Origin of the sequence: Kitasatospora albolonga, from assembly GCF_039535905.1 — a bacterium.
Lineage (GTDB): Bacteria > Actinomycetota > Actinomycetes > Streptomycetales > Streptomycetaceae > Kitasatospora > Kitasatospora albolonga.
On the sequence record NZ_BAAAYB010000093.1, the window covers coordinates 1 to 22,535 of the forward strand.

Here is a 22,535-nt window from a genome sequence, read left to right on the forward strand (position 1 = left end):
GGTGGTGAAGTCGCTGGCGGAGGCGTACGTCCACCCCGGGGTGGCCTGGCCTCGGTTGATCATGGACGGTGACCGGGTGGTCGGCTTCCTGATGGCCTTCCTGGCCATCGACTGGTTCGGTGACGGCAGCGGCGACGTCCGGTCCGGACTGTGGCGGCTCAACATCTCCGCCGAGGCGCAGGGGCGCGGCTACGGGCGCTTCGCGGTGCAGGAGGTGGCGGCCGAGATCCGCCGCCGCGGCGGCCGCCGGCTCTTCGTCACCTGGCACCAGGGCCCGGCCAGCCCGGAGAACTTCTACCTGGGCCTGGGCTTCCGCCCCACCGGCGAACTGAGCGACGGCGAGATCGTCGGGGTCCTGGAACTGATCTGACCTCAGGAGCCGTCGCCGCCACTGCCGCCGCCGTCACCGCCGACGTACGGCTGGGTGGCGCGGCGGCGGTTCGACTTGCCGAAGGCCTCGGCGGTGGCGGTGAGGATCCGGATGGCCGTGACGACGCCGTGGGTCCAGCGGGGGCCGCCGCGCTCGGCCCAGAGGATGCAGACGCAGCCGAACGCGACGAAGGCGAGCAGGGCGACGAGCAGCAGATCGATCATGTTCCCCACCTGAGGCGCTAGGTGTCGTGAGTGGGGATCATCGCAGATCGGAGGTGGTACGGGTACCCCTGGCGGGCAGGTGTGCCCGAACGGGAATCAGCTGGGCCTGGGGCGGGCGAGGAGCGGTGCGAAGGGGGCGGCGGCGGGGTGCCAGGGGGCCTCGTACTCCCAGGAGACCCACGCGGTCGGGGGGAGGAGGGCGAGGCAGTCGGCGAGTGGGAGGGTGCCGGAGCCGAGCGGGAGGGGAGTGAGGTCCTCGGGGGAGGCGATGTCCTTCACCTGGGTGTAGCCGAGCCAGGGGGCGAGGGCGGTGTGGGAGTCGGCGGGGGTCTCGCCGGCCAGGTGGGTGTGCATCAGGTCCCAGAGGCCGCCGACGGCGGGGGAGCCGACGGCGGCGGCGAGCCGGGCGACGGCGCGGGCGGAGCGGTGGGTGTCGTGGGTCTCGACCAGGACGCGGACGCCGAGCGCGGTGGCGGTCGGGGCGATGGCGGTCAGGCGGCGGACGGCAGTGGCGTCGTTGCCCCGCGGGAAGACCCGGACGTACGGGGCGCCGAGGTCGGCGGCCAGCCGGAGGTGGGCGGTGAGCTCGGCGAGGACGGGGCCGTCCTCGCCCGGTTCGGCGATCCGGAGGTAGGAGCAGACGGCGAGGGGCAGCACGCCGGAGGTGGTGAACTGCCGGGCCAGGGCGGTGCGTTCGGCGGTGCCGAGGTCGAGGTGGACCGGCTCGCCGGGGGTGCAGCGCAGTTCGACGCCGTCCCAGCCGTGCTCGGTGGCCAGGCGCAGGACCTCGGGGACGGGGAGGCCGGGCAGGCCGAGGGTGGAGAAGGCCCACCTCATCGCCGCACCTCCACGGTGGCGTCGCCGAGCGAGGCGGTGACGGAGGAGCCGTCGGGCCAGTGGACGTGCAGCGTGGTGCCGGTGACCGCGACGGAGGGGGACGGGCCGTCGGGGGTTCCGGCGAGGCGGGCGGTGCAGGCGAAGAGCCCGTCGGTGACCGCGCCGGTGAGGGCGGGGAGGGTGGCGTCCGGGCCGTAGGCGGTGCCCTCGGGGAGGTGGTGGGCCGTCAGGGCGGTGTAGCCGTGCACCGGGTGGAGCGAGGAGTGCAGCCGGGCGGCGGTGACGGCCCAGCCGGTCTGGCGGGCGGGGGTGCCGGGTGCCGCGCCGGTGACCAGGTGGGCGCGGACCTCGTCGGGGCCGTGGGCCAGGGTGAGCGAGGTGATCCGGACGCCGTCGGCCGGGGTGGAGTGGGAGGCGGCCCAGCCGGGGCCGGTGCCGAGCGGGGTGATCCGGCCGCGTCCGGTGGGGGCGCCGTTGATCGTCAACCCGAAGTGGTTGTCCGGGAGTTCGGCGGAGAAGGTGGGGCCGGTGGCGGTGGAGTGGGCGCAGCGGGCGTACAGCGGGTCGTCCGGCAGTGCCGCGCCGTCGGCGGGCTGGTCGTCGCTGCCGTGGTTGTGCACCCGGACCAGCCCGTCGGCGGCCGTCGACTGCACCAGTAGGCCGGGGGCGGCCAACGGCCGGACGGAGTCGGCCAGTTCGGCGGGTGCGGGCTGTTCGGTGGCGGTCCAAGCGGGGTGGTCGGCGGGGAGCAGCAGGCCGAGGAAGCCCTTGCTCGACCAGTAGGGCGAGGCGGGGCCGGAGTAGGGCTGGACCATCGGGGGGTGCGCGCCGTACCAGCCGAGGGTGAGCAGGCCGCGCCGGTCGGCGGCGCCGCGGTCGAGGAAGTGCCGCAGCGCGCCGGAGGCCAGCCGCCTGGTGGTGCCGGGGGTCAGCGGGGTGTGGCCGGTGAGGGCGCCGAGCCAGAGCGGGCGGCCGCGGCGTGACGGTAGATCAGGGACCGGCCCTGGTGCAGCGGGGCGCCGTCGGCGCCGAAGGTGCGGGCGTAGCCGTCGAGGTGGGCGGCCAGGCGGGCGCCGTGGCGGGCGAGCAGCTCGGCGTCGCCGGACAGGTGGGCGTGCAGCACGGGGTAGAGGTGCAGGGCCCAGCCGTTGTAGTGGTCGACGGCGCGCGGGCGGCCGTCGGTGTACCAGCCCTCGCCGAGGTACCAGCCGTCCAGCTTGGCCAGCCCCCGGGTGACGGCGGCCCGGCAGGCCTCGGCGTCGGTGCCGGCCTCCTCCAGCAGGCCGGGGTCGGTGGCGTCTAGCTCGCCGAGGAAGCCGGCCACCGTGAGCGGGAAGAGGTGCCAGTTGTTGTCGACCGGTTCGCGGTGGAGGGCGGCGGCCAGCCAGCGGGCGGCGCGGAGCCGGACGGGGTGGTCCAGGAGCTCCCAGAGCCAGGGGCGGGTGAGGCGCAGGGCGAGGGCGATCGAGGCGGCCTCGACCATCGGCTGGCCCCGGTCGGTGATCGGGGGCCAGGCCTCCGCCGAGGCCGGGTCGGTGCCGGTGGCCAGGCCGGCGGCGTAGCGCTCCAGCAGGCCGGTGGGGTCCTCGCCCCGGGCGCCGGCGGTGCGGAAGGCGGCGAGCAGGAAGGTGCGGGCGTAGCCCTCCAGGCCGTCCGAGGCGGGGCCGGACCAGCTGGGGCGGGGGCCCGGCAGGTCGATCCGGGCCAGGCCGGGGGAGGCGTACGGGCGGACGGCGGCCAGCAGACCGTCTGCGGCGGCCTCCCAGTGGGCCCTGGTCCAGCCGGTGTGCGGGCTGAGGGCGCGGTCCTCCGCGGGGAGCGGGAAGGGAGCGGGCATGGCGGCTGGCATGGGTGTCCTCCGTCCGGGGCTTACCGGGCCGAATCTAGGAGGAGGGTGATCACCCGTCAAGGTCGGGCGATCAAATGATCGATACAGAGATCAGATCGGATCATTCGATCCAGATCTCTTGACTCCGATCGGAGGGCGGCCCAAGATGGCGGTCACACCTCGTCAGATCGTCGTAAGAACGGTGATCCGGCATCAAAGCGGTGCAATTCCCCCCTCACTGCCAGGAGCCGAGCCATGTCCGCTAACCCCACCCGCCCCCGCAGAGCCCTCCTGCTCGGCGCCTGCGCGCTCTCGCTCGCCCTGCTCACCGCCTGCGGCAGCGGTGGCTCCGGCTCCACCCAGGCGGCCGCGGGCGAGCAGGCCACCGACGGCAAGCCGGTCACGCTCACCTTCTGGGGCTGGGCCAAGGGCACCAAGGACGTGGTGGCCGCGTTCAACGCCTCCCACCCGAACGTCCAGATCACCTTCGAGGAGATCCCCTCGGGCAACGCGGGCGGCTACGCCAAGATCGCCAACGCGGTGAAGGCGGGCAACGCCCCCGACGTCTTCAACGTCGAGTACCCCCAGCTGCCCGACTTCGTCAGCCAGGGCGCGGTGCAGGACATCTCCAAGCTGGTCACCGCCGACCTCAAGGCCAAGTACCTGCCGCAGGCCATCGAACTGACCACCCTGGGCGGCAAGAACTGGGCGCTGCCGCTGGACGCGGCCCCGCAGTCCTTCTACTACCGCAAGGACCTCTTCGAGAAGGCCGGCATCACCGCCCCGCCCAAGACCTGGGACGAGTTCCGCACCGCCGCCCAGAAGCTCAAGCAGGCCGACCCCACCACCCGGATCGCCACCTTCTTCCCCGACGACCCGAGCACCTTCGAGGCGCTCGCCTGGCAGGCCGGGGCCACCTGGTTCGGCACCAAGGGCGATGCCTGGCAGGTCGCCCTGACCACCCCGCAGACCGCCAAGGTCGCCGACTACTGGCAGCAGATGATCGGCGAGGACCTGGTCCGCTCGATGCCCTCGTTCAGCCAGCAGTGGACCGCCTCGCTGCAGAAGGGCGAGACGGCCGGCTACCTGGGCGCCTCCTGGGGCGGCGGCGTGCTCAAGTCCTCGGTGCCGGACGGCTCCGGCAAGTGGGCCGTGGCCCCGATCCCGACCTGGGACGGCAGCCCCGCCAGCGGCATGCTCGGCGGCACCACCTTCGCCGTCTCCAAGGACAGCAAGAAGGCCAAGGCCGCCGTCGAGTTCGCCACCTGGGCCACCACCACCCCCGAGGGCATCAAGGCCCGGATCTTCTCCGGCACCTCCTCCGCCTACCCGGCCGCGCCCGAGCTGGTGCCCGTCGCCAAGGCCGCCTTCGACACCGCCTTCTACGGTGGCCAGGACATCTACGCGGTCTACCAGGACGCGGCCAAGTCCATCAAGCCGAACTGGAGTTGGGGCCCCCGCGATGGGCGCCACCAACACCTCGCTGAAGGACGCCTTCGGCAAGCTGTCCGGCGGCACCACCCTCGGCCAGGCCGTGGACGGCGCCCAGAGGGCCACCGTGGCCGAGCTGAAGAACCGCGGCCTCAAGGTCGCCGAGTGACCAGCTCCGTCACCCGGCGGAGGAAGAGCGGGAACGGGGCCGCCGCCACCCTGCTGGCCCCGTTCCTGCTCCTCTTCACCGCCTGCACCCTGGTCCCGATCGGCTACGCCCTCTGGCTCAGCCTGCACAGCGAGCGCAGCTCAGGCCTCGGCTTCGGCGGCTCGGAGACGGTCTTCACCGGGATCGGCAACTACACCCGGGCCCTGGCCGACCAGGCCTTCCGCGAGGGCTTCCTGACGACGGCCCAGTACTGCCTGCTCTACATCCCGCTGATGACCGGTCTGGCCCTCGGCCTGGCCCTGCTGCTGGACTCCGCGCTGGCCCGGGCCCGCCGCTTCTTCCAACTGGCGCTCTTCCTCCCGCACGCGGTGCCCGGCATCATCGCCGCGCTGGTCTGGATGTACCTGTACACCCCCGGCATCAGCCCGGTGATCGGTGCCCTGGAGGGCCTCGGCACCCAGCCCGACCTGCTCGGCCACCCGCTCCCCGCCGTGGTGAACATCGCGCTCTGGGAGTGGACCGGCTACAACATGGTGATCTTCTACGCCGCGCTGCAGGCCATCCCGCGGGAGGTGCTGGAGGCCGCCGTGGTCGACGGCGCCGGCCCGCTGCGCACCGCGCTGAGCGTGAAGATCCCGCTGATCCGGGCCTCGATCACGATGGTCGGCCTGTTCACCGTGATCGGCTCGCTCCAGCTCTTCACCGAACCGATGATCCTGCACGGCGCCTCACCCGGCGTCAGCTCCACCTGGACCCCGAACATGTACGCCTACACCGCCGCCTTCGAGAAGGGCGACTACGGACTGGCCGCCGCGGCCTCGGTGCTGCTGGCCCTGACCGCCGCCGCCCTCTCCTTCCTGGTCACCCGCTTCGGCCGCGGCCGCAAGGAGGCGAGCGCCGGATGAGCACGACCCGCACCGCCCGCCGCCCCTGGTCGCTCTCCAGGACCGCCGTCAACGGCGCCCTGCTGCTGGCCACCGCCTACACCCTGCTCCCGCTCGGCTGGCTGCTCACCGCCGCCGCCAAGGACACCGGCGACCTGATCGGCGGCCGCGCCCTCACCGCCGACACCTGGCACCTGGGCGCCAACCTCCAGGCGCTGGCCACCAGCGGGGACGGCATCTACTTCCGCTGGTACCTCAACTCCCTGCTCTACGCCGGGATCGGGGCCCTGCTCTGCGCCCTGGTCTGCGTCTGCGCCGGGTACGCCTTCCAGGTCTACGACTTCCCCGGCAAGGAGAAGGTCTTCGGCCTGGTCCTGCTCGGCGTGCTGGTGCCGACCACCGCGCTCGCCCTGCCGATGTACCTGCTCGCCTCCGAACTCGGCGTGGTGAACACCTTCTGGTCGGTCTTCATCCCCTCCCTGGTCAACCCCTTCGGGGTCTACCTGGCCCGGGTGTTCGTGGCCGGCTACGTGCCCGGCGAGGTGCTGGAGGCCGCCCGGATGGACGGCGCCGGCGAGCTGCGCACCTTCTGGTCGATCGGCCTGAAGATGGTGATGCCCGGCTTCGTGACCGTGTTCCTGTTCCAGTTCACCGCGATCTGGAACAACTTCTTCCTCCCGCTGGTGATGCTCTCCGACAGCCGGCTGTTCCCGGTCAGCCTCGGCCTCTACAGCTGGAACGCGCAGACCCGCGCCTTCCCCGAGTACTACCCCCTGGTGGTCACCGGTTCGCTGCTCGCCGTGCTCCCGCTGGTGATCGCCTTCGTCGTGCTCCAGCGCCACTGGAAGGCCGGACTGACCGCAGGGAGCGTCAAGTGACCCTCTACCAGGAGACTCCCGTGACCCAGCCCGACCCGACCGCGCAGCGCAGGCCGCGCGCCCTGCTCGCCATGGAGCGCGGCCTCGCCGAGCGGCTGATCGACCGGGACACCCTCGCCCGGCTCACCGAACTCGCCGACCTCGACCCCCGGTTGGTGGTGGACGACTTCACCACCCCGGCCGCCCGGGCCGCCCTCGCCGAGGCCGAGGTGATCGTCAGCAGCTGGGGCTGCCCGCCGCTGGACGAGACCGTGCTGGCCGCCGCCCCCCGGCTGCGCGCCGTGATCCACGCGGCCGGCTCGGTCAAGCACCACATCACGGAGGCCTGTTGGCGGCGCGGCCTGGAGGTCACCTCCGCCGCCTGGGCCAACGCGCTCCCGGTGGCCGAGTACACCGTCGCCGCCGTGCTGCTGGCCAACAAGCAGCTGCTGCGGATCCGGGAGGACTACCGGGCCCGCCGCACCCGGCACGACTGGCAGGACGCCTACGCCGCCTCCGGCAACTACCGCCGCACCGTCGGCGTGGTCGGCGCCTCCCGGATCGGGCGGCGCGTGCTGGAGCTGCTCCGCCCGTACGACCTGGAGCTGCTGCTGCACGACCCGTACGTGACGGCCGAGGAGGCCCGTGAACTCGGGGCCCGGAGCGTGGAGTTGGACGAACTCTGCGCCTCCTCGGACGTGGTGACGGTGCACGCGCCCGAGCTGCCCGCCACCCACCACCTGATCGACGCCCGGCGGCTGGCCCTGATGCCGGACGGCGCCACCCTGGTGAACACCTCCCGCGGCTCGCTGCTCGACCAGGACGCACTGGTCGCCGAGCTGGTCACCGGCCGGCTCGACGCGGTGCTGGACGTGACCGTCCCAGAGGTGCTGCCCGCCGACTCCCCGCTGTACGAGCTGCCCAACGTGGTGCTCACCCCGCACGTGGCCGGCTCCCTCGGCGGCGAACTCCACCGGATGGCCGCCGCAGCCGCCGACGAACTGGCGCGCTACGCGGCCGGGTTGCCCTTCGCGCACCCGGTGCTTCCGCAGGACATCGCCCGCAGCGCCTGACGCCTGCGGCGCACCATCGGCACCTGGCCCACCGTTCCGGACGTACCGGTCGGCGTCCTCCGCCGCGCGCGGTTCCTCGCGCCCCCGGATTCTGCAACTCTTCTAAGGAGACTTTCCTATGCCCCGCAGGGTGATCGGCATTGTGATGAACGGTGTCACCGGCCGGATGGGCTACCGCCAGCACCTGGTCCGTTCGATCCTGGCCATCCGCGAGCAGGGCGGTCTGCCGCTCGGTGACGGTGAGGTGCTGTGGCCGGAGCCGATCCTGGTGGGCCGCAGCGAGCTGAAGCTGAAGGAGTTGGCGGACCGTCACGGCCTGACCCACTGGACCACCTCGCTGGAGGAGGCGCTGGAGCACCCGTTGGCGGAGGTCTACTTCGACGCGCAGGTGACTCCGGCGCGGGAGTCCGCGCTGCGGGCCGCCATCGCGGCGGGCAAGCACGTCTACACGGAGAAGCCGACGGCCGAATCCCTGGACGCCGCCCTGGAGTTGGCCAGGCTCGCGCGGGAGGCGGGGGTGTGCAACGGCGCGGTGCAGGACAAGCTCTTCCTCCCGGGCCTGCTCAAGCTCAAGCGGCTGGTCGACGGCGGCTTCTTCGGGCGGATCCTGTCGGTGCGCGGGGAGTTCGGCTACTGGGTGTTCGAGGGCGACTGGCAGGACGCGCAGCGCCCGTCGTGGAACTACCGGGCCGAGGACGGGGGCGGGATGATCCTGGACATGTTCCCGCACTGGCGCTACGTGCTGGACAACGTCATCGCCCCGGTGCGGTCGGTGTACGCGCACACCGCCACCCACATCCCGCGGCGCGTGGACGAGCAGGGGCGCGCGTACGAGGCCACCGCCGACGACGCGGCGTACGGCGTCTTCGAGTTGGAGGGCGGGATCACCGCGCAGATCAACTCCTCGTGGGCGGTGCGGGTCGACCGCGACGAGCTGGTGGAGTTCCAGGTGGACGGCACCGAGGGCAGCGCGGTGGCGGGGCTGCGCAACTGCCGCGTCCAGCACCGGGCCTCCACCCCCAAGCCGGTGTGGAACCCGGACCTGCCGGCCACCGAGTCGTTCCGCGAGCAGTGGCAGCAGGTGCCGGACAACGCCGAGTTCGACAACGGCTTCAAGATCCAGTGGGAGCTGTTCCTGCGCCACGTCGCGACCGGCTCGGCCTACCACTGGGACCTGCTGGAAGGCGCCAAGGGCGTCCAACTCGCCGAGCTGGGACTGCGGTCCGCCCGTGAGGGTCGCCGCCTGGACGTCACGGAGCTGTCGCTGTGACCACCGTCGACCTGCCCGGCACCGGCTCCCACCTCCTGCGGGAGCCGCTCGCCCTCCCCGCCGGCCCCGCACCGGTCGGCCGCACCGTCTTCGCCGCCGCCCACGTCGTCGCCGACCCGCTGGGCCACAACGCCCCCGGCGCCCCGGCTGCCGTCGACTGGGAGAGCACCCTGGCCTTCCGCCACCACCTGTGGTCACTCGGCCTCGGGGTGGCCGACGCGATGGACACCGCGCAGCGCGGGATGGGCCTGGACTGGGCCGCCACGGCCGAGTTGATCCGCCGCAGCGGCGCGGAGGCGCGGGCGGTGGGCGGACGGCTGGCCTGCGGGGTGGGGACCGACCAGCTCAGCGCACCCGCCGCCCTGGACGAGGTCCGGGCCGCCTACGCCCAGCAGCTGGAGGTGGTGGAGGACGCGGGCGCGCAGCCGATCCTGATGGCCAGCCGGGCGCTTGCCGCCACCGCGCGCGGCCCGCAGGACTACCTCGACGTCTACGGCGAGCTGATCGAGCAGGCCGGGCGGCCGGTGATCCTGCACTGGCTGGGCGAGATGTTCGACCCGGCGCTGGCCGGCTACTGGGGCTCCGCCGACCTCGACGCGGCCACCGACACCGTCCTGAGCCTGATCCGTGAGCACGCCGACCGGATCGACGGCATCAAGGTCTCGCTGCTGGACGCCGGCCGCGAGGTCGCCCTGCGCCGGGCCCTGCCGGACGGGGTGCGGCTCTACACCGGGGACGACTTCCACTACCCCGAGCTGATCCGCGGCGACGAACTCGGCCACAGCGACGCCCTGCTGGGCGTCTTCGACCCGATCGCCGCCGTCGCCGCGGCCGCCCTGCGGGCCCTGGACACCGGTGACCTGGCCGCCTACGACGCGCTGTTCGCCCCGACCCTGCCGCTGGCCCGGCACCTGTTCGCCGCACCGACCTTCCACTACAAGACCGGCATCGTCTTCCTCGCCTGGCTGGCCGGCCACCAGTCGCACTTCACCATGGTCGCCGGTGCCCAGAGCGGTCGCTCCGTCCCCCACCTGATCGAGCTCTTCCGACTCGCCGACCGGGCGGGCGTCCTGCCCGATCCGGACCTGGCCGCGCAGCGCATGAGCAGCTTCCTGGCGGTGTCCCTGTGATGCGCGGACTCTCGCTCAACCAGATCACCACCAAGGGGTGGACCCTTCCCGAGGCCGTCCGGGGTTGTGCGGAGGCCGGGATCGAGGGGATCGGCCTCTGGCGGGACAAGGTGGCCGAGACGGGGGTGGCCCGGGCCGCCAAGCTCTGCCGGGAGGCCGGACTGACCGTCAGCAGCCTGTGCCGGGGCGGCTTCCTGACCGCCGCCACGCCGGAGGGGCGGCGCGCGGCGTTGGCCGACAACCTCCAGGCGATCGAGGAGGCGGCCGAACTCGGCACCGACACCCTGGTCCTGGTGGTCGGCGGTCTGCCGGAGGGCTCCCGCGACCTGCCCGGCGCCCGTGCCAGGGTGGCCGACCTGCTCGCCGAACTGGCCCCGCACGCGGGTGACTTCGGCGTCCGCCTGGCCATCGAGCCGCTGCACCCGATGTTCTGCGCCGACCGCGCCGTGGTCTCCACCCTCGGCCAGGCCCTCGACCTCGCGGAGCCCTTCCCCGCCTCGCAGGTCGGCGTCGTCGTCGACAGCTACCACGTCTGGTGGGACCCGCAGTTGGCGGAGCAGATCGCCCGGGCGGGGGAGCGGATCGCCGCCTACCAGCTCTGCGACTGGACCCTCCCCCTCCCCGCCGACGCCCTGCTCGGACGCGGCCACGTCGGCGACGGCTTCATCGACTTCCGGGCGCTGGACGCGATGGTGGCGCAGGCCGGGTACACCGGCTGGGTGGAGGTTGAGATCTTCAACCAGCAGATCTGGGACACCCCCGGCGCCGAGACCCTCCACACCGTGGTCGAGCGCCACCGGACCCACGTGACGGACCGTCCGTGAAGGTCGTGATCGCGCCGGACTCCTTCAAGGGGACGGCCACCGCTGCCGAGGCCGCCGAGGCCCTGGCGGCCGGGTGGCGCTCGGTCCGGCCGCAGGACCGCCTGGTCCTGCGGCCGATGGCCGACGGCGGCGAGGGCACCCTCGCCGCCGTCGCGGGTCCGGCCCCGCTCCACCGGGTGCCCGGCTGCACCGGCCCGGACGGCCGTCCGGTGACCGGTCTGTTCGCCCTGCTGCCGGACGGCACCGCCGTGGTCGAACTCGCCACCGCCAGCGGTCTCCCGCTGATGGACCGCCCGGCCCCGCTCACCGCCACCACCCGCGGCACCGGCCAGACCGTGGCCGCCGCCCTCGATGCGGGCGCCACCCGCCTGCTGATCGGCCTCGGCGGCTCCGCCTCCACCGACGGCGGCACCGGCCTGCTCACCGCCCTCGGCCTGCGTCTGCTCGACCACCGGGGTCTTGAACTTCCGGACGGCGGAGGGCCCTTGGCGTCCGTGGCCGCCGTCGACCGCGGCGCGCTGCGACCGCCTCCGGCCGACGGGGTCCACCTCCTCACCGACGTCACCAACCCCCTCCTCGGCCCCACCGGCGCGGCCGCCGTCTACGGACCGCAGAAGGGGGCCACCCCGGCCGACATCGCCGCCCTCGACCACGGACTGACCCGCCTGGCCGCACTCCTCGGCGGCGAGCCGCAGCGGCCCGGCGCCGGAGCGGCGGGCGGCACCGCGTACGGCCTGCACACCCTCTGGTCCGCCGGGATCACCCCGGGAGCGGCGGCCGTCGCCGACCTGCTCGGCCTCGACGAGGCGGTCGCCGACGCCGACCTCGTGATCACCGGCGAGGGCCGCTACGACGCGACCTCCCACCAGGGCAAGGCCGTCGGCGAGGTCCTCCGCCGCGCCGCACGCACCCGCACCGCCGTGGTGGCCGGCGCCTCCGACCTCCCCGTCCTGACCCTGACCGCCCTGGCCGGCTCCTCCCGGGCCGCCCTGGACGCCCCGCTGCACTGGCTGGCGGTGGCCGGTGCGAAGCTTGCGGCAGGTGAGGCGGCCCGCGGCGGCGGGTAGGGGCCGGGAGAGCGAGGGGGAGAACATGACCGAAGGTCAGGACAGCGGTGTGGTCGTCTACTGGCGGCCGATGTGCCCGTACTGCGTGAAGCTGATGACCCAGCTGCGCTTCACGGACCTGGAGTACACCACCGTGAACATCTGGAAGGACCCCGAGGCCGCCGCCTACGTCCGCTCCGTCGCCGACGGCAACGAGACCGTCCCCACCGTCTCGGTGGCCGGCCACGCCCTGGTCAACCCGTCCCGCCGCGACCTGCTCGCCGCCGTCGACACCCACGCCCCGCAGGCCCGCAAGCGCGGCTGACCACCCGTCACCGGCCGGGCCCCGACCGCGCCTCAGGCCCCGACCGCGCCTCAGGCCGCGCCGGGGTCGTGGCCGGTGACGGCGCGCGCGTAGGCGTGCAGCGCGCCGATCACCTCCGCGCGGGTGCGGCGGCCGGCCAGCACCTCCATCTGGTACCCGTCCTCCATCGCCAGCAGGCTGCTGGCCAGCAGCCGCGGCGAATCGGCGAGGCGGAAGTGGCCCTGGGCCTCGCCGAGCACCAGGATGCCGTAGTAGACCGCCACCTGACGTTCGGTCAGCGCGGAGTCCAGGGCGGCCGCGCGCGGGTCGCGCAGGCTCCTGGGCCAGTACTCGAAGAGCAGCCGCGGCAGCAGGTCGTCCGGGCCGGTGGCGACGCCGGAGGCGATGCAGTCGCGCAGCCGCAGGCGGGCGTCGGGCTCCTGTTCGGCGGCCTGCTCGCGGGCCCGGCAGAAGCGCTCGATGGCCTGCTGGAAGGTCTCGTACATCAGCTCGTCGAGGTCGCCGTAGTAGTACAGGACGGCCGCCGGGGTGACTCCGGCCTCGGCCGCCACGTCCTTGAGGCGCAGCCCCTCCAGGCCCCGACTGAGCAGCGCCCGCTGGGCCGCCTCGCCGAGCTCGGCCCGCCGTGCGTCCTGGTCCTTGCGCCGCGCCACTGATCCGTCTCCCGGTCGTTGCTGAAGGTGAGCGTAACGATACCCGACCAGCTCTTGACGCCAGTGGGGCCTTTTCTTTAAATCTCTGTTTAACGAAAACGCCCCGACCCCACCGGGAGTGCCCCCGTGTCCACCCTCATCACCACCGGCACCACCACGAAGGGCCTACGCCCGGGCTCGGTGGGGCTGCTGGCCTCCGTCGCGCTCGGCCTCTCCTCGGTCGCCCCCGCCTACTCGATAGCCGTCACGCTCGGCTTCGTCACGGTGGTGGCCGGCGACGCGGCTCCCGCCGCGCTGCTGCTCGGCTTCGTGCCGATCCTGCTCACCGCCTTCGCCTTCCGCGAGCTCAACCGCGAACTGCCGGACTGCGGAACGACGTTCGTCTGGACCACCCGGGCCTTCGGGCCGTTCGCCGGGTGGCTCTCCGGCGGCTGGGTGGTGCAGTGCGCGACGCTGATCGCGATGACCGCGCTGGCCCGGGTCGGTGCGGGCTACCTGCTCGGGCTGCTGGGGCTCTCCGACAGGGCCGGGAACGGCGCCGCGGTGACCGTCACGGCGGTGCTGCTGCTCGGCGGGGCCACCCTGCTGGCCCGCAGGGGGCTGCAGCTCGCCGCGGCGGTGCAGTACGCACTGCTGGCGCTGCAACTGCTGGCCCTGCTCGCCTTCGGGGTGGCGGCCCTGGCCGCCGACGGTGCCACCGCGCCCTCGCCGGGCTGGCTCGACCCCTTCGGCTTCGACGGGTTCGGGCCCTTCGCGGAGGCGGTGATCCTCTGCCTCTACATCTACTGGGGCTGGGACGCGCTGATCACCGCCAACGAGGAGACCGTCGACAGCGCCCGGACCCCGGGGCGGGCCGCCGTCATCTCCACCCTGGTCCTGCTCGCCACCTACCTCTTCACCGCCTTCGCCGCGATCTCCTTCGCCGGGACCGGCACCGAGGGCGGAGGGCTCGGCAGCCCGGACAACGCGGCCGACGTGCTGGCCGCCCTCGCACCGGCCGTGCTCGGCGGCGGCCTCGCCACGGTGGTGCAGCTGGCGGTCTGCGTCTCGGCCGTCTCCGCCCTGCTCACCTGTCTGGTCGGCAGTTCCCGGGCGACGCTGTCGATGGCCTCGCACGGAGCCCTGCCCCGGCGCTTCGCCCGGATCCACCCCCGCCACGGCACCCCGGCGTTCGGCACCACCGTCTTCGGCGCGGCCGCAGCCGTGGTGCTGGTCCTGCTGACCCTGCTCTCCGCCGACTTCCTCGGGGACGCGATCCTCTCGGTCGGCCTGCTGATCGCCCTCTACTACGGCGTCACCGGCCTGGCCTGCGTCTGGTACTTCCGCCGCACCCTGCGCCGCTCCGCCCGGGACCTGCTGTTCAGGGGCCTGCTGCCGCTGGCCGGCGGCCTGATGATGATCGCCGCCTTCGCCCGGACCGCCTACGACATGGTCGACCCCGGCTACGGCTCCACCTCCGTCGGCGGAGTGGGCGGGGTCTTCCTGCTGGGCGTCGGCTCGATCCTGCTCGGTGCGGCGGCGGCCCTGCTCGCCCGGGCCCGATTCCGCGCCTTCTTCCGCACCGGCCGCGACAGCGTGGCCGGACCGACCGTCAAGGACCACTGACCATGCGCACCCTGGCCATCGCCGCCCTCCAGACCACCCCCGTCCCCTTCGACCCCGAGGCCACCTGGGAGCGGTTCGCCGCCCAGGTCCGGGCCGTCCGAGCCACCTTCCCGCACGTCCAACTGGTCGTCGTGCCGGAGCTGTTGCTGGCCGCCGAGGCACCCCTGCTGCAGGCGCGGACCGACTGGATGGAGCAGGTGGCGGAGAGCGTCCCCGGCCCGCTCACGGACCGGATCGGCGAGCTGGCCCGGGAGACCGGGCTCTGGCTGGTGCCCGGCAGCCTCTACGAACGGGACGCGGACGGGCGGATCTTCAACACCGCGATCGCCGTCTCGCCGCAGGGGGAGATCGCGGCCCGGTACCGGAAGGTCTTCCCGTGGCAGCCCTACGAGACCACCGAGCCGGGCCACGAGTTCGTGGTCTTCGACCTCCCGGGCATCGGCCGGGCCGGGCTGGCCATCTGCTACGACGGCTCCTTCCCCGAGACGGTCCGTCAACTGGCCTGGCTGGGTGCCGAGGTGGTGATCCAGCCGACCCTGACCACCACCCGGGACAGGGAGATGGAGCTGGTCTGCGCCCGGGCCAACGCCTGGACCAACCAGGTCTACGTGGTGAACCTCAACGCGGCCGACCCGGCCGGGGTGGGCCACAGCGCGATCGTCGACCCGGAGGGCACGGTGCGTCAGCAGGCGGCCGGCGGGGAGGAGGTCCTGGTCGACGTCCTCGACCTGGACGCCGTCACCCGGGTGCGGCAGTACGGCAGTTCGGGGCTGAACCGGCCCTGGGCCCAGCTGGAGCGCTACGGGCAGGCCATCGAGCTGCCCGCCTACGGCGGTGCCTTCCGGCCCCGGCCGTCCGGGCGGGGGTGAGCGCCGGTCAGGGGGAGGGGAAGAGCTTGGCGGCCACCAGGAGCAGCAGGACGGGCAGGCTGAGGAAGGCCAGGGAGGCCAGCAGGCAGCCGAGTTCGGCCAGTGCGTGTCCGGTGGACTGGTACCGGACCGGGGTCTGGTGCCCCGCCGGTGTCGTGCGCCACTTGCCCGAGGTCCGACTCACCGGGCCAGTCTCCGGCAGGCCCGGGGGCCGGCGCCTGAGCTTGTTCTTTAACCTCAGGGCCCTGGATGCTGGCGTCGTCATGGTTGTGCCAGTGGATGGGACAAGTCGCGGTGATCGAGTCCGTCAGGTACCCGTCGCAGTGCTCGGGCTGCGGCTCCGAGATGGAGTGCGTCGGCGTTCAGGCGTTGGTTGGGCAGAGGCTTGAATGGGACATCGGCTACCACTGCTCCGTCTGCGGCGACGCGTTGTACGAGTGCGGGCCGGGAGGAAGCTGCATACCGGACGACCTGCGCCGGCGTCTTCTGGCCGAACACGGCGAGGCGCGGCTCATACTCAGTGACCCTCTCGCCAGCCCGGTCCTCGTGATGAAGGTTCTTCGCGCCGAACTCGGCGGAGATCTGGCACAGGCAAAGGGGACACTCCAACAGATCCGGGCCGGCACGTTCGCAGGCACGATGCCCGAGATGACTCTTCTCGTCCATCGGCTATGTGCCGCTGGCGTCAAGGCGGAGGCAGAGCATCCGCAGAAGCCTGACGAAACCTCAGCCCGTTGACCCGTGACTGACCATGGGTTCTGACGTTCTCCGGACACCGGATCGGCCTTGGGGTGATCATGTGCGCTGTCGAGACGCTGATGATCGAACCCAAGGCCGTGATGGTGAGTCTGCTGGACGACGCTGCCCACGTTGAGTCGCTGGCCGTGTTGTCCGGGTTCAGGGCTGACTTCTACGGCTGCCTGACCGCCCGGGCGGACGCGCTGTTCGAGCTCACCGACGCGCTGCTGTGCGCCGACGGGCCGGTGAGGTCGCTGGTCGACCTGACGCTGACCGCTGAGCACCGGCGCGGCCACGGCGCACTGTACGACGCGCTGAACTGCGGCCGGATCGAGGTGGACCGGCTGCGCGCCGAGCTGGCCGGCCTGCCGCTGCCGAGGACGGACGACGGCCGGATCGTGCTGGCGGTGGACGTCAGCCCCTGGCTGCGGTCCGACGCGCCGACCAGCGCGGACAGACTGTTCTGCCACGTGCACGGACGAGCGAAGAGCGTCTCGCAGTTCATCCCGGGCTGGCCCTACTCCTTCGTCGTCGCGCTGGAATCCGGGCGCACGTCCTGGACCGGGGTGCTGGACGCACTCCGGCTGGGGCCCGCTGACGATGCCACCGCGGTGACCGCCGATCAACTGCGTTCCGTGGTCAGGCGATTGGTCGCGGCAGGGCACTGGGCCGACGGCGATCCGGACATCCTGGTCGTGATGGACGCCGGCTACGACGTGACCCGGCTCGCCTACGTGCTGGCGGACCTGCCCGTCGAAGTACTCGGCCGGATCCGCTCGGACCGGGTACTTCGACTGCCGAAGCCGCCCCGCGCGCCGGGTACCAACGGCCGCCCGCCCAAGCACGGACCCGAGTTCGCCCTGGCCAAGCCCGCCACCTGGCCCGAACCAGCGCACACCACCACGACCGAGACCACCCGCTACGGCACCGCCACCGCCCAGAGCTGGGACCGGCTCCACCCCCGGCTCACACACCGCACCTGCTGGCTCGACCACGACGGCGAACTGCCCGTCATCGAAGGCACATTGGTCCGCCTGGAGGTCGACTACCTGCCCGGCGACCGCGCACCCGACCCGGTGTGGCTGTGGTCCTCGGCCACCGGCGCCACCGCTACCGACGTCGACCGCTGGTGGCGCTCCTACCTCCGCAGATTCGACCTTGAGCACACCTTCCGGCTGTTCAAGCAGACCCTCGGCTGGACCCGACCGAAGATCCGCACCCCCGAGGCCGCCGACCGCTGGACCTGGACCGTCATCGCCGCGCACACCCAACTCCGCCTTGCCCGCCCACTCGCCGAGGACCTACGTCGGCCCTGGGAGAAGCCCGCCGCCCCGGGCCGACTGACCCCCGCCAGGGTCCGGCGCGGGTTCAGGAACCTCCGCGCCACCATGCTCTGCCCGGCCAGGGCCCCGAAACCTGGCAAGCCCGGCCCCGGACGACCACCAGGATCGAAGAACCGTCGGCCCGCACCCCGCTACGACGTGGGCAAAACCGTCAAACGCGACCTCACCATGGCCGAACACCAAGATCGGAAAGGTTAAAGAACAAGCTGAGTACCGGTACTCAATCGAGGGCCGGGCTCGACGGTATTGCTCGAAGATGCTCGATCCGGCTATAAATCAAGCATCAATGAGCACTGGAGCCTGCCGTGATCCTGACCGTCACCCTCAACGCCGCCCTCGACGTCACCTACCACCTGCCCCGGGTGGCCCGCTTCGGGAGCAACCGGGTGCGGGAGGTGGCCGAGCAGGCGGGCGGCAAGGGGGTCAACGTCGCCCGGGTGCTGCACGCGCTCGGGGCCGAGGTGGTGGTCACCGGGCTGGCCGGCGGGGCGGCAGGGACGGCGATCCGTCAGGAGCTGGGGCGGGCCGGGCTGCCGGAGGAGTTCGCGGCCGTCGCCGGGGAGAGCCGGCGCACCATCGCGGTGGTGGAGCAGGAGGACGGCGACGCCACCATGTATCTGGAGCCGGGGCCGGTGGTGACCGAGGAGGAGTGGCGGGCCTTCCTGGAGCGGTACGCGGGGCTGCTGGCCGGAGCCGGGGCGGTGGTGCTCTCCGGGAGCCTGCCGCGCGGACTGCCCGCCGATGCGTACCGGACGCTGGTGGAGCTCGCCGGGGAGCGGGGCGTCCCGGCCGTGCTGGACGCGGACGGGGCGGCGCTGACCCACGGGCTGGCGGCGGGCCCGGCGCTGGTGAAGCCCAACCGCAAGGAGCTGGCGGCGGCCGTCGGATCCGACGATCCGGCGGCCGGTGCCGCGCTGCTGCGCTCCGCCGGGGCCGGCGCGGTGGCGGCCTCGCTCGGGCCCGACGGGCTGCTCGCGGTGACGGACCGCGGCAGCTGGCTCGCCGCCCCGCCGGAGCCGGTCCCCGGCAACCCCACCGGCGCGGGCGACGCGGCCGTGGCCGCCCTCACCCTGGGCCTGGTCCGCGACGAGCCCTGGCCGGACCGGCTGCGTCGCGCGGTGGCGCTGTCCGCCGCGACCGTCCTGGCGCCCCGGGCGGGCGAGTTCGACGGCGGCGCGTACCGGCAGTGGCGGGACCGCGTCCGGGTCGAGCCGCTGCCGTGACGGGGTGTCAGGCCTTCAGCTGGTAGGCCTTCATGTTCCTGAGCAGCAGATAGGTGTCGCGCAGCGAGCCCGAGGTGTCGCCGAGCGAGCGGTAGATGCCCCACTTGGGGCGGACCCGGTCGGCCAGGAAGGTGTCGACGCCGGTCTTGGTGGCGTCGACCACGGTCTTGCCGCCGCTCTTGAGCACCCAGCGGACCGAGCCGGCCTTCTTGTCGCCGATCTTGATCTCGTACTCGACGTCGACCCACTTGTTCTGGAGCGGTTCGAGGTCGGTGCGGCCGACCAGCACGTCGCCGTCGAACACCTTGTGCTCGATGGTCTGCTTCCCGTCCACCCGGCGCAGCGAGGTGACGGTGATCGGGGAGGTGCCGTTGCCCGGCTGCTTGGTCTGCATGATGTGGGTGAAGGTGGTGGTCGCCATCAGCGAGCTCGGGATGTACATCGAGTAGGTGACGCGCCAGGTCTGGCCCGACTTCCACTCCAGGAAGTCGGAGGAGGAGGTGCGGTTGCCGGTGACCTCGTGGCGCTGGCGGTCGTCGTAGGAGTCGCGGTCCACCTTGTGCATGTCGAAGCGGTAGGCGTCGCCCGAGACCTTGATGTGCGGGCCGCCGGACGGGTGCGAGTCGGCGCGGTCGTCCTCGACGGTCTCGAAGGCGCGCAGTCCGTCGCGGGCCGGGTCGGCCGACCAGCGCAGGGTCCAGCTCGGCGCGGCGTGGGCCGAGGCCGCCGGGACGAGAACGGCCGGGAGGGTCAGGACGAGGGCGGTCAGGACGGTGGGGAGCACGCGGGTGCGCATCGGCTGCCAACTCCTGCGGGTCGGGGGGTGGGTGGGACGGCAGTCATCCTGCCGTCCTGATGATGGACAGTAAAGCTTCCTGACTGTTCCCGGGTGTCGGGATTTGGTGACGAACGCGTGTACGGTTCCTGCCAGTTGAGCGAGTGGCGGTTGACCGTGGGCTCCGCGGCCGGGTTATGGTCACCCTGTGCGTGCATCCCCGTACCGAGCGCTGCTGGCGCTGGTCGCCCTGGTGCTGGCCGCGCTGACCTGTTCGGCGGCCGGTCCCTCCGCGCACACCCATCTGGCCGCCCCCGCCGGGGTGTTGACGGTCTTCGAGCTGGGCCCGCAGGACGCCTGCCCGGGTGGGGCCACCCCCGCCCCGCCCGTCCCCGACCACTGCGCGGAGGAGTCCGCCCAGTGGCTGGCCTCCCCGACCCCGCTGCTCCCGGCCCTGGCGCTGGTCGCCCTGCTGACCGTCGCACTGCTCGGGAACCACCGCCCGGCCGCCCCGCCCCGGACGCGCGCCCGCCGGGCCGGCGCGAGACACGGCCGCACGCTGCTCAACACGCTCTGCCTGCAACAGGTCTAGCGGAACCCCACGCCCCGCCCCGCCGACCAGTGGGGGTGACGGGCGTGCCCGCCGACCGATCATCCGTCAGCAGGAAGCAGAGCAGTGACGATCACGCGTTCCCTCGACACGGCGGTGCTCACCCCCGCCACCCTCCCCAGGACGGCCGCCGGCACCGGGCGCTCGCTGGCCGCCGCCGTCGGCCACACGCCCGTGGTGTGGATCGGCGAACCGTTCACCGGCTGTGCCCAGGGCTTCTGGGCCAAGCTGGAGGGCTTCAATCCCGGCGGCATCAAGGACCGCCCGGCCCTGCACATGGTGGGCCGGGCCCGCGAGCGCGGCGAACTCCGGCCCGGCGCCCGGATCGTGGAGTCCACCAGCGGCACCCTCGGCCTCGGGCTGGCGCTGGCGGGACAGATCCACGGCCACCCCGTCACCGTGGTCACCGACCCGGGGCTGGAGCCCGACGTGCACCGGCTGCTCACCGCCCAGGGCGCCACCGTCGACCTGGTGAGCGAGCCGCACCCCACCGGCGGCTGGCAGGAGGCCCGCCGCCTGCGGGTGGCCGAGCTGCTGGCCGCCGACCCCACCGCCTGGTGCCCCGACCAGTACGCCAACCCCGACAACGTCGCCGCCTACGAGCCGCTGGCCGAGGAGCTGGTGGCCCAACTCGGCCGGGTGGACGTGCTGGTGGCGAGCGTCGGCACCGGCGGCCACTCCGCCGGGGTGAGCCGGGTGCTGCGCGAGTACTACCCCGAGCTCAGGGTGATCGGGGTGGACACCACCGGCTCCACCATCTTCGGCCAGCCCGCCCGCGGCCGGCTGATGCGCGGCCTCGGCAGCTCCATCCACCCGCGCAACGTCGCCTACGAGCAGTTCGCCGAGGTGCACTGGGTGGCCGCTCCCGAGGCCGTGCGGGCCTGCCGGGCGCTGGCCCGCTCCGCGTACGCCTCCGGCGGCTGGAGCGTGGGCGCCGTCGCCCTGGTCGCCGCCTGGGCCGCCCGGACCGAACCGCCCGGCACCCGGATCGCCGCGATCTTCCCCGACGGCCCGCACCGCTACCTCTCCACCGTCTACAACGACGAGTACTGCCGCCCGCACGGCCTGCTGGACGGCGCGACCGCCGAGCACCCCGACGAGATCACCCACCCCGGCGAGCGCGAGGTCACCCGCTGGACCCGCTGCCGCACCGTCACCGACCCGCTGGGGGAGGCCCGGTGAGCGGCGGACGGGGCGGGTACCGCTCGTTCGAGCGCAGCGTCCGGCTGTTGATGGTCAACCAGTTCACCATCAACCTCGGCTTCTACATGCTGATGCCCTACCTGGCCCAGCACCTCTCCGGCACCCTCGGCCTGGCCGGCTGGACGGTCGGCCTGGTGCTCGGCGTGCGCAACCTCAGCCAGCAGGGCATGTTCCTGGCCGGCGGCGCCCTGGCGGACCGTTTCGGCTACAAGCCGCTGATCGTCGCCGGCCTGGCCCTGCGCACCGTCGGCTTCGCGGTGCTCGGCCTGGTCGACTCCGTCCCCGCGCTGCTCGCCGCCTCGGCGGCCACCGGGCTGGCCGGCGCGCTGTTCAACCCGGCGGTGCGCGCGTACGTGGCGGCCGACGCGGGGGAGCGCCGGGTGGAGGCCTTCGCCCTGTTCAACGTCTTCTACCAGGCGGGCATCCTGCTCGGCCCGCTGGCCGGACTGGCCCTCACCTGGCTGGACTTCCGCCTCACCTGCCTGGCCGCGGCGGCGGTCTTCGCCGTGCTCAGCGCCGTCCAGGTGCGCAGCCTGCCGCACCGGCCGGCCGAGCGCGGAGGCGGTGAGCCGGTGCGGTGGCGCGGGCTGCTGGGCAACCGGAGGTTCCTGCTCTTCGCCCTCGCGATGACCGGCTCCTACGTGCTCTCCTTCCAGGTCTACCTGGCACTGCCGCTGGAGGTCCGGCGGATCGGCGGCGAGGCGGCCGCACCGGCGGTCGCGGCGCTCTTCGTGGTCTCCGGGCTGGCCACCGTCCTCGGCCAGACCCGGCTGACGGCCTGGTGCCGGCGGACCTGGCCGCCCGGGCGCTCCCTGACGGCGGGTCTGCTGGCGATGGCGGCGGCCTTCCTGCCGCTCGCGGCGGCGGCCGCCGTCCCGCCGCCCGGGCCCGGTCCGGCCCGGCTGGCGCTCGCGCTCGGCCCGCCGGTGCTGGCCGCCGCGCTGCTCACGCTGGGGACCATGCTGGCCTACCCGTTCGAGATGGACACCGTGGTCTCGCTCGCCGAGGGCCGGCTGGTGGCCACCCACTACGGGCTCTACAACACCGTCTGCGGGATCGGCATCACCCTGGGGAACCTCGCGGTCGGCGCCGCGCTGGACCTCGCCCCCGCCGCGACCTGGCTCGGCCTGACCGTCCTCGGCCTGGCGGCGGCCGCCGGGCTGGCCGCCCTGCACCGCAGCGGCAGGCTGGCTCCCGCCGCCCCGGCCCGCCGCGCGGGGGCCACGGTCGGCTGAGACAGCGTCAGAA

At 73.3% G+C, this 22,535-nt stretch carries 22 protein-coding genes and 2 pseudogenes; 18 read left to right on the forward strand and 6 right to left on the reverse strand.

Translation table 11 applies throughout. The features are described 5' to 3' along the window. A partial coding sequence (locus tag ABD946_RS23085; protein WP_345286560.1) for a GNAT family N-acetyltransferase occupies window positions 1-370 on the forward strand: 370 nt, incomplete at its 5' end. Window positions 371-372: 2 nt separating this feature from the next. On the opposite strand, the gene ABD946_RS23090 is transcribed toward ABD946_RS23085, so the two are convergent. The 3 genes and pseudogenes from ABD946_RS23090 to ABD946_RS23100 all read right to left on the reverse strand — a co-directional run bounded on the left by ABD946_RS23090 (window position 373) and on the right by ABD946_RS23100 (window position 3,280). Continuing rightward, window positions 373-594 (reverse strand): hypothetical protein, encoded by a 222-nt coding sequence (locus tag ABD946_RS23090; protein WP_345279483.1) that lies wholly within the window; start codon window positions 592-594, stop codon window positions 373-375. A 96-nt stretch (window positions 595-690) separates the two neighbouring features. Then, window positions 691-1,431, reverse strand: coding sequence for a sugar phosphate isomerase/epimerase family protein (locus ABD946_RS23095; protein WP_345286562.1), 741 nt, complete (start codon window positions 1,429-1,431; stop codon window positions 691-693). Then, a pseudogene (locus ABD946_RS23100) lies at window positions 1,428-3,280 on the reverse strand (DUF2264 domain-containing protein). Before ABD946_RS23100 ends, ABD946_RS23095 begins: the two are co-directional and overlap by 4 nt. 234 nt (window positions 3,281-3,514) lie before the next feature. On the opposite strand from ABD946_RS23100, the pseudogene ABD946_RS23105 reads away from it, so the two are divergent. From ABD946_RS23105 to ABD946_RS23145, 9 genes and pseudogenes are all read left to right on the forward strand, one after another. After that, a pseudogene (locus ABD946_RS23105) lies at window positions 3,515-4,859 on the forward strand (ABC transporter substrate-binding protein). Then, a complete protein-coding gene (locus ABD946_RS23110) occupies window positions 4,856-5,764 on the forward strand; it encodes a carbohydrate ABC transporter permease (protein WP_345286564.1) in 909 nt (302 codons plus the stop codon). The pseudogene ABD946_RS23105 and the gene ABD946_RS23110 overlap by 4 nt, the downstream one beginning before the upstream one ends. Continuing rightward, the gene (locus ABD946_RS23115; RefSeq protein WP_345286566.1) at window positions 5,761-6,621 is read left to right on the forward strand and encodes a carbohydrate ABC transporter permease; all 861 of its coding nucleotides are present in this window, start codon (window positions 5,761-5,763) and stop codon (window positions 6,619-6,621) included. The genes ABD946_RS23110 and ABD946_RS23115 overlap by 4 nt, the downstream gene beginning before the upstream one ends. A 71-nt stretch (window positions 6,622-6,692) precedes the next feature. Then, entirely contained in the window at window positions 6,693-7,673 is a 981-nt protein-coding gene (locus ABD946_RS23120) for a hydroxyacid dehydrogenase (protein ID WP_345286693.1), read from the forward strand. A 118-nt stretch (window positions 7,674-7,791) separates the two neighbouring features. Then, the gene (locus tag ABD946_RS23125) at window positions 7,792-8,943 is read left to right on the forward strand and encodes a Gfo/Idh/MocA family protein (RefSeq protein WP_345286567.1); all 1,152 of its coding nucleotides are present in this window, start codon (window positions 7,792-7,794) and stop codon (window positions 8,941-8,943) included. Continuing rightward, the gene (locus ABD946_RS23130) at window positions 8,940-10,073 is read left to right on the forward strand and encodes a dihydrodipicolinate synthase family protein (RefSeq protein WP_380148782.1); all 1,134 of its coding nucleotides are present in this window, start codon (window positions 8,940-8,942) and stop codon (window positions 10,071-10,073) included. Before ABD946_RS23125 ends, ABD946_RS23130 begins: the two co-directional genes overlap by 4 nt. Then, window positions 10,073-10,897, forward strand: a complete 825-nt coding sequence (locus ABD946_RS23135; RefSeq protein ID WP_345286569.1) for a sugar phosphate isomerase/epimerase family protein — start codon at window positions 10,073-10,075, stop codon at window positions 10,895-10,897. The genes ABD946_RS23130 and ABD946_RS23135 overlap by 1 nt, the downstream gene beginning before the upstream one ends. Further along, window positions 10,894-11,964: a glycerate kinase gene (locus ABD946_RS23140; RefSeq protein WP_345286571.1), complete on the forward strand. Its 1,071-nt coding sequence runs from the start codon at window positions 10,894-10,896 to the stop codon at window positions 11,962-11,964. Before ABD946_RS23135 ends, ABD946_RS23140 begins: the two co-directional genes overlap by 4 nt. A gap of 25 nt (window positions 11,965-11,989) precedes the next feature. Continuing rightward, window positions 11,990-12,268: a mycoredoxin gene (locus tag ABD946_RS23145; protein WP_345286573.1), complete on the forward strand. Its 279-nt coding sequence runs from the start codon at window positions 11,990-11,992 to the stop codon at window positions 12,266-12,268. 50 nt (window positions 12,269-12,318) lie between these two features. Here the strand turns inward: ABD946_RS23145 and ABD946_RS23150 are convergent, their stop codons facing one another. Further along, the gene (locus ABD946_RS23150; protein WP_345286575.1) at window positions 12,319-12,921 is read right to left on the reverse strand and encodes a TetR/AcrR family transcriptional regulator; all 603 of its coding nucleotides are present in this window, start codon (window positions 12,919-12,921) and stop codon (window positions 12,319-12,321) included. 126 nt (window positions 12,922-13,047) lie between these two features. On the opposite strand from ABD946_RS23150, the gene ABD946_RS23155 reads away from it, so the two are divergent. Next, window positions 13,048-14,526: an APC family permease gene (locus tag ABD946_RS23155; RefSeq protein ID WP_345286577.1), complete on the forward strand. Its 1,479-nt coding sequence runs from the start codon at window positions 13,048-13,050 to the stop codon at window positions 14,524-14,526. Window positions 14,527-14,528: 2 nt separating this feature from the next. Beyond that, window positions 14,529-15,395, forward strand: coding sequence for a carbon-nitrogen hydrolase family protein (locus tag ABD946_RS23160; protein WP_345286579.1), 867 nt, complete (start codon window positions 14,529-14,531; stop codon window positions 15,393-15,395). A 7-nt stretch (window positions 15,396-15,402) separates the two neighbouring features. Here ABD946_RS23160 and ABD946_RS23165 read toward each other — a convergent pair whose 3' ends face one another. Next, window positions 15,403-15,579 (reverse strand): hypothetical protein, encoded by a 177-nt coding sequence (locus ABD946_RS23165; RefSeq protein WP_345286581.1) that lies wholly within the window; start codon window positions 15,577-15,579, stop codon window positions 15,403-15,405. 110 nt (window positions 15,580-15,689) lie between these two features. Here ABD946_RS23165 and ABD946_RS23170 point away from each other — a divergent pair, with 110 nt between their 5' ends. From ABD946_RS23170 to ABD946_RS23180, 3 genes are all read left to right on the forward strand, one after another. Next, complete coding sequence (locus ABD946_RS23170) at window positions 15,690-16,133, forward strand: hypothetical protein (RefSeq protein ID WP_345280416.1); 444 nt, start codon at window positions 15,690-15,692, stop codon at window positions 16,131-16,133. A gap of 101 nt (window positions 16,134-16,234) precedes the next feature. Further along, complete coding sequence (locus ABD946_RS23175; protein WP_345280480.1) at window positions 16,235-17,674, forward strand: NF041680 family putative transposase; 1,440 nt, start codon at window positions 16,235-16,237, stop codon at window positions 17,672-17,674. 107 nt (window positions 17,675-17,781) lie between these two features. After that, a complete protein-coding gene (locus ABD946_RS23180; protein ID WP_345286583.1) occupies window positions 17,782-18,699 on the forward strand; it encodes a 1-phosphofructokinase family hexose kinase in 918 nt (305 codons plus the stop codon). A gap of 7 nt (window positions 18,700-18,706) precedes the next feature. Here ABD946_RS23180 and ABD946_RS23185 read toward each other — a convergent pair whose 3' ends face one another. Continuing rightward, the gene (locus ABD946_RS23185; protein WP_345286585.1) at window positions 18,707-19,495 is read right to left on the reverse strand and encodes a heparin lyase I family protein; all 789 of its coding nucleotides are present in this window, start codon (window positions 19,493-19,495) and stop codon (window positions 18,707-18,709) included. Window positions 19,496-19,682: 187 nt separating this feature from the next. Between ABD946_RS23185 and ABD946_RS23190 the strand changes: the two genes are divergently transcribed. The 3 genes from ABD946_RS23190 to ABD946_RS23200 all read left to right on the forward strand — a co-directional run bounded on the left by ABD946_RS23190 (window position 19,683) and on the right by ABD946_RS23200 (window position 22,522). Then, window positions 19,683-20,066: a hypothetical protein gene (locus ABD946_RS23190; RefSeq protein ID WP_345286586.1), complete on the forward strand. Its 384-nt coding sequence runs from the start codon at window positions 19,683-19,685 to the stop codon at window positions 20,064-20,066. Between the two features lie 114 nt (window positions 20,067-20,180). After that, window positions 20,181-21,266 carry a PLP-dependent cysteine synthase family protein gene (locus ABD946_RS23195; RefSeq protein WP_380150115.1) on the forward strand — a complete coding sequence of 362 codons (1,086 nt, stop codon included), beginning with the start codon at window positions 20,181-20,183 and terminating at the stop codon, window positions 21,264-21,266. Between the two features lie 50 nt (window positions 21,267-21,316). After that, window positions 21,317-22,522 carry an MFS transporter gene (locus ABD946_RS23200; RefSeq protein WP_345286699.1) on the forward strand — a complete coding sequence of 402 codons (1,206 nt, stop codon included), beginning with the start codon at window positions 21,317-21,319 and terminating at the stop codon, window positions 22,520-22,522. Window positions 22,523-22,535: the final 13 nt, after the last annotated feature.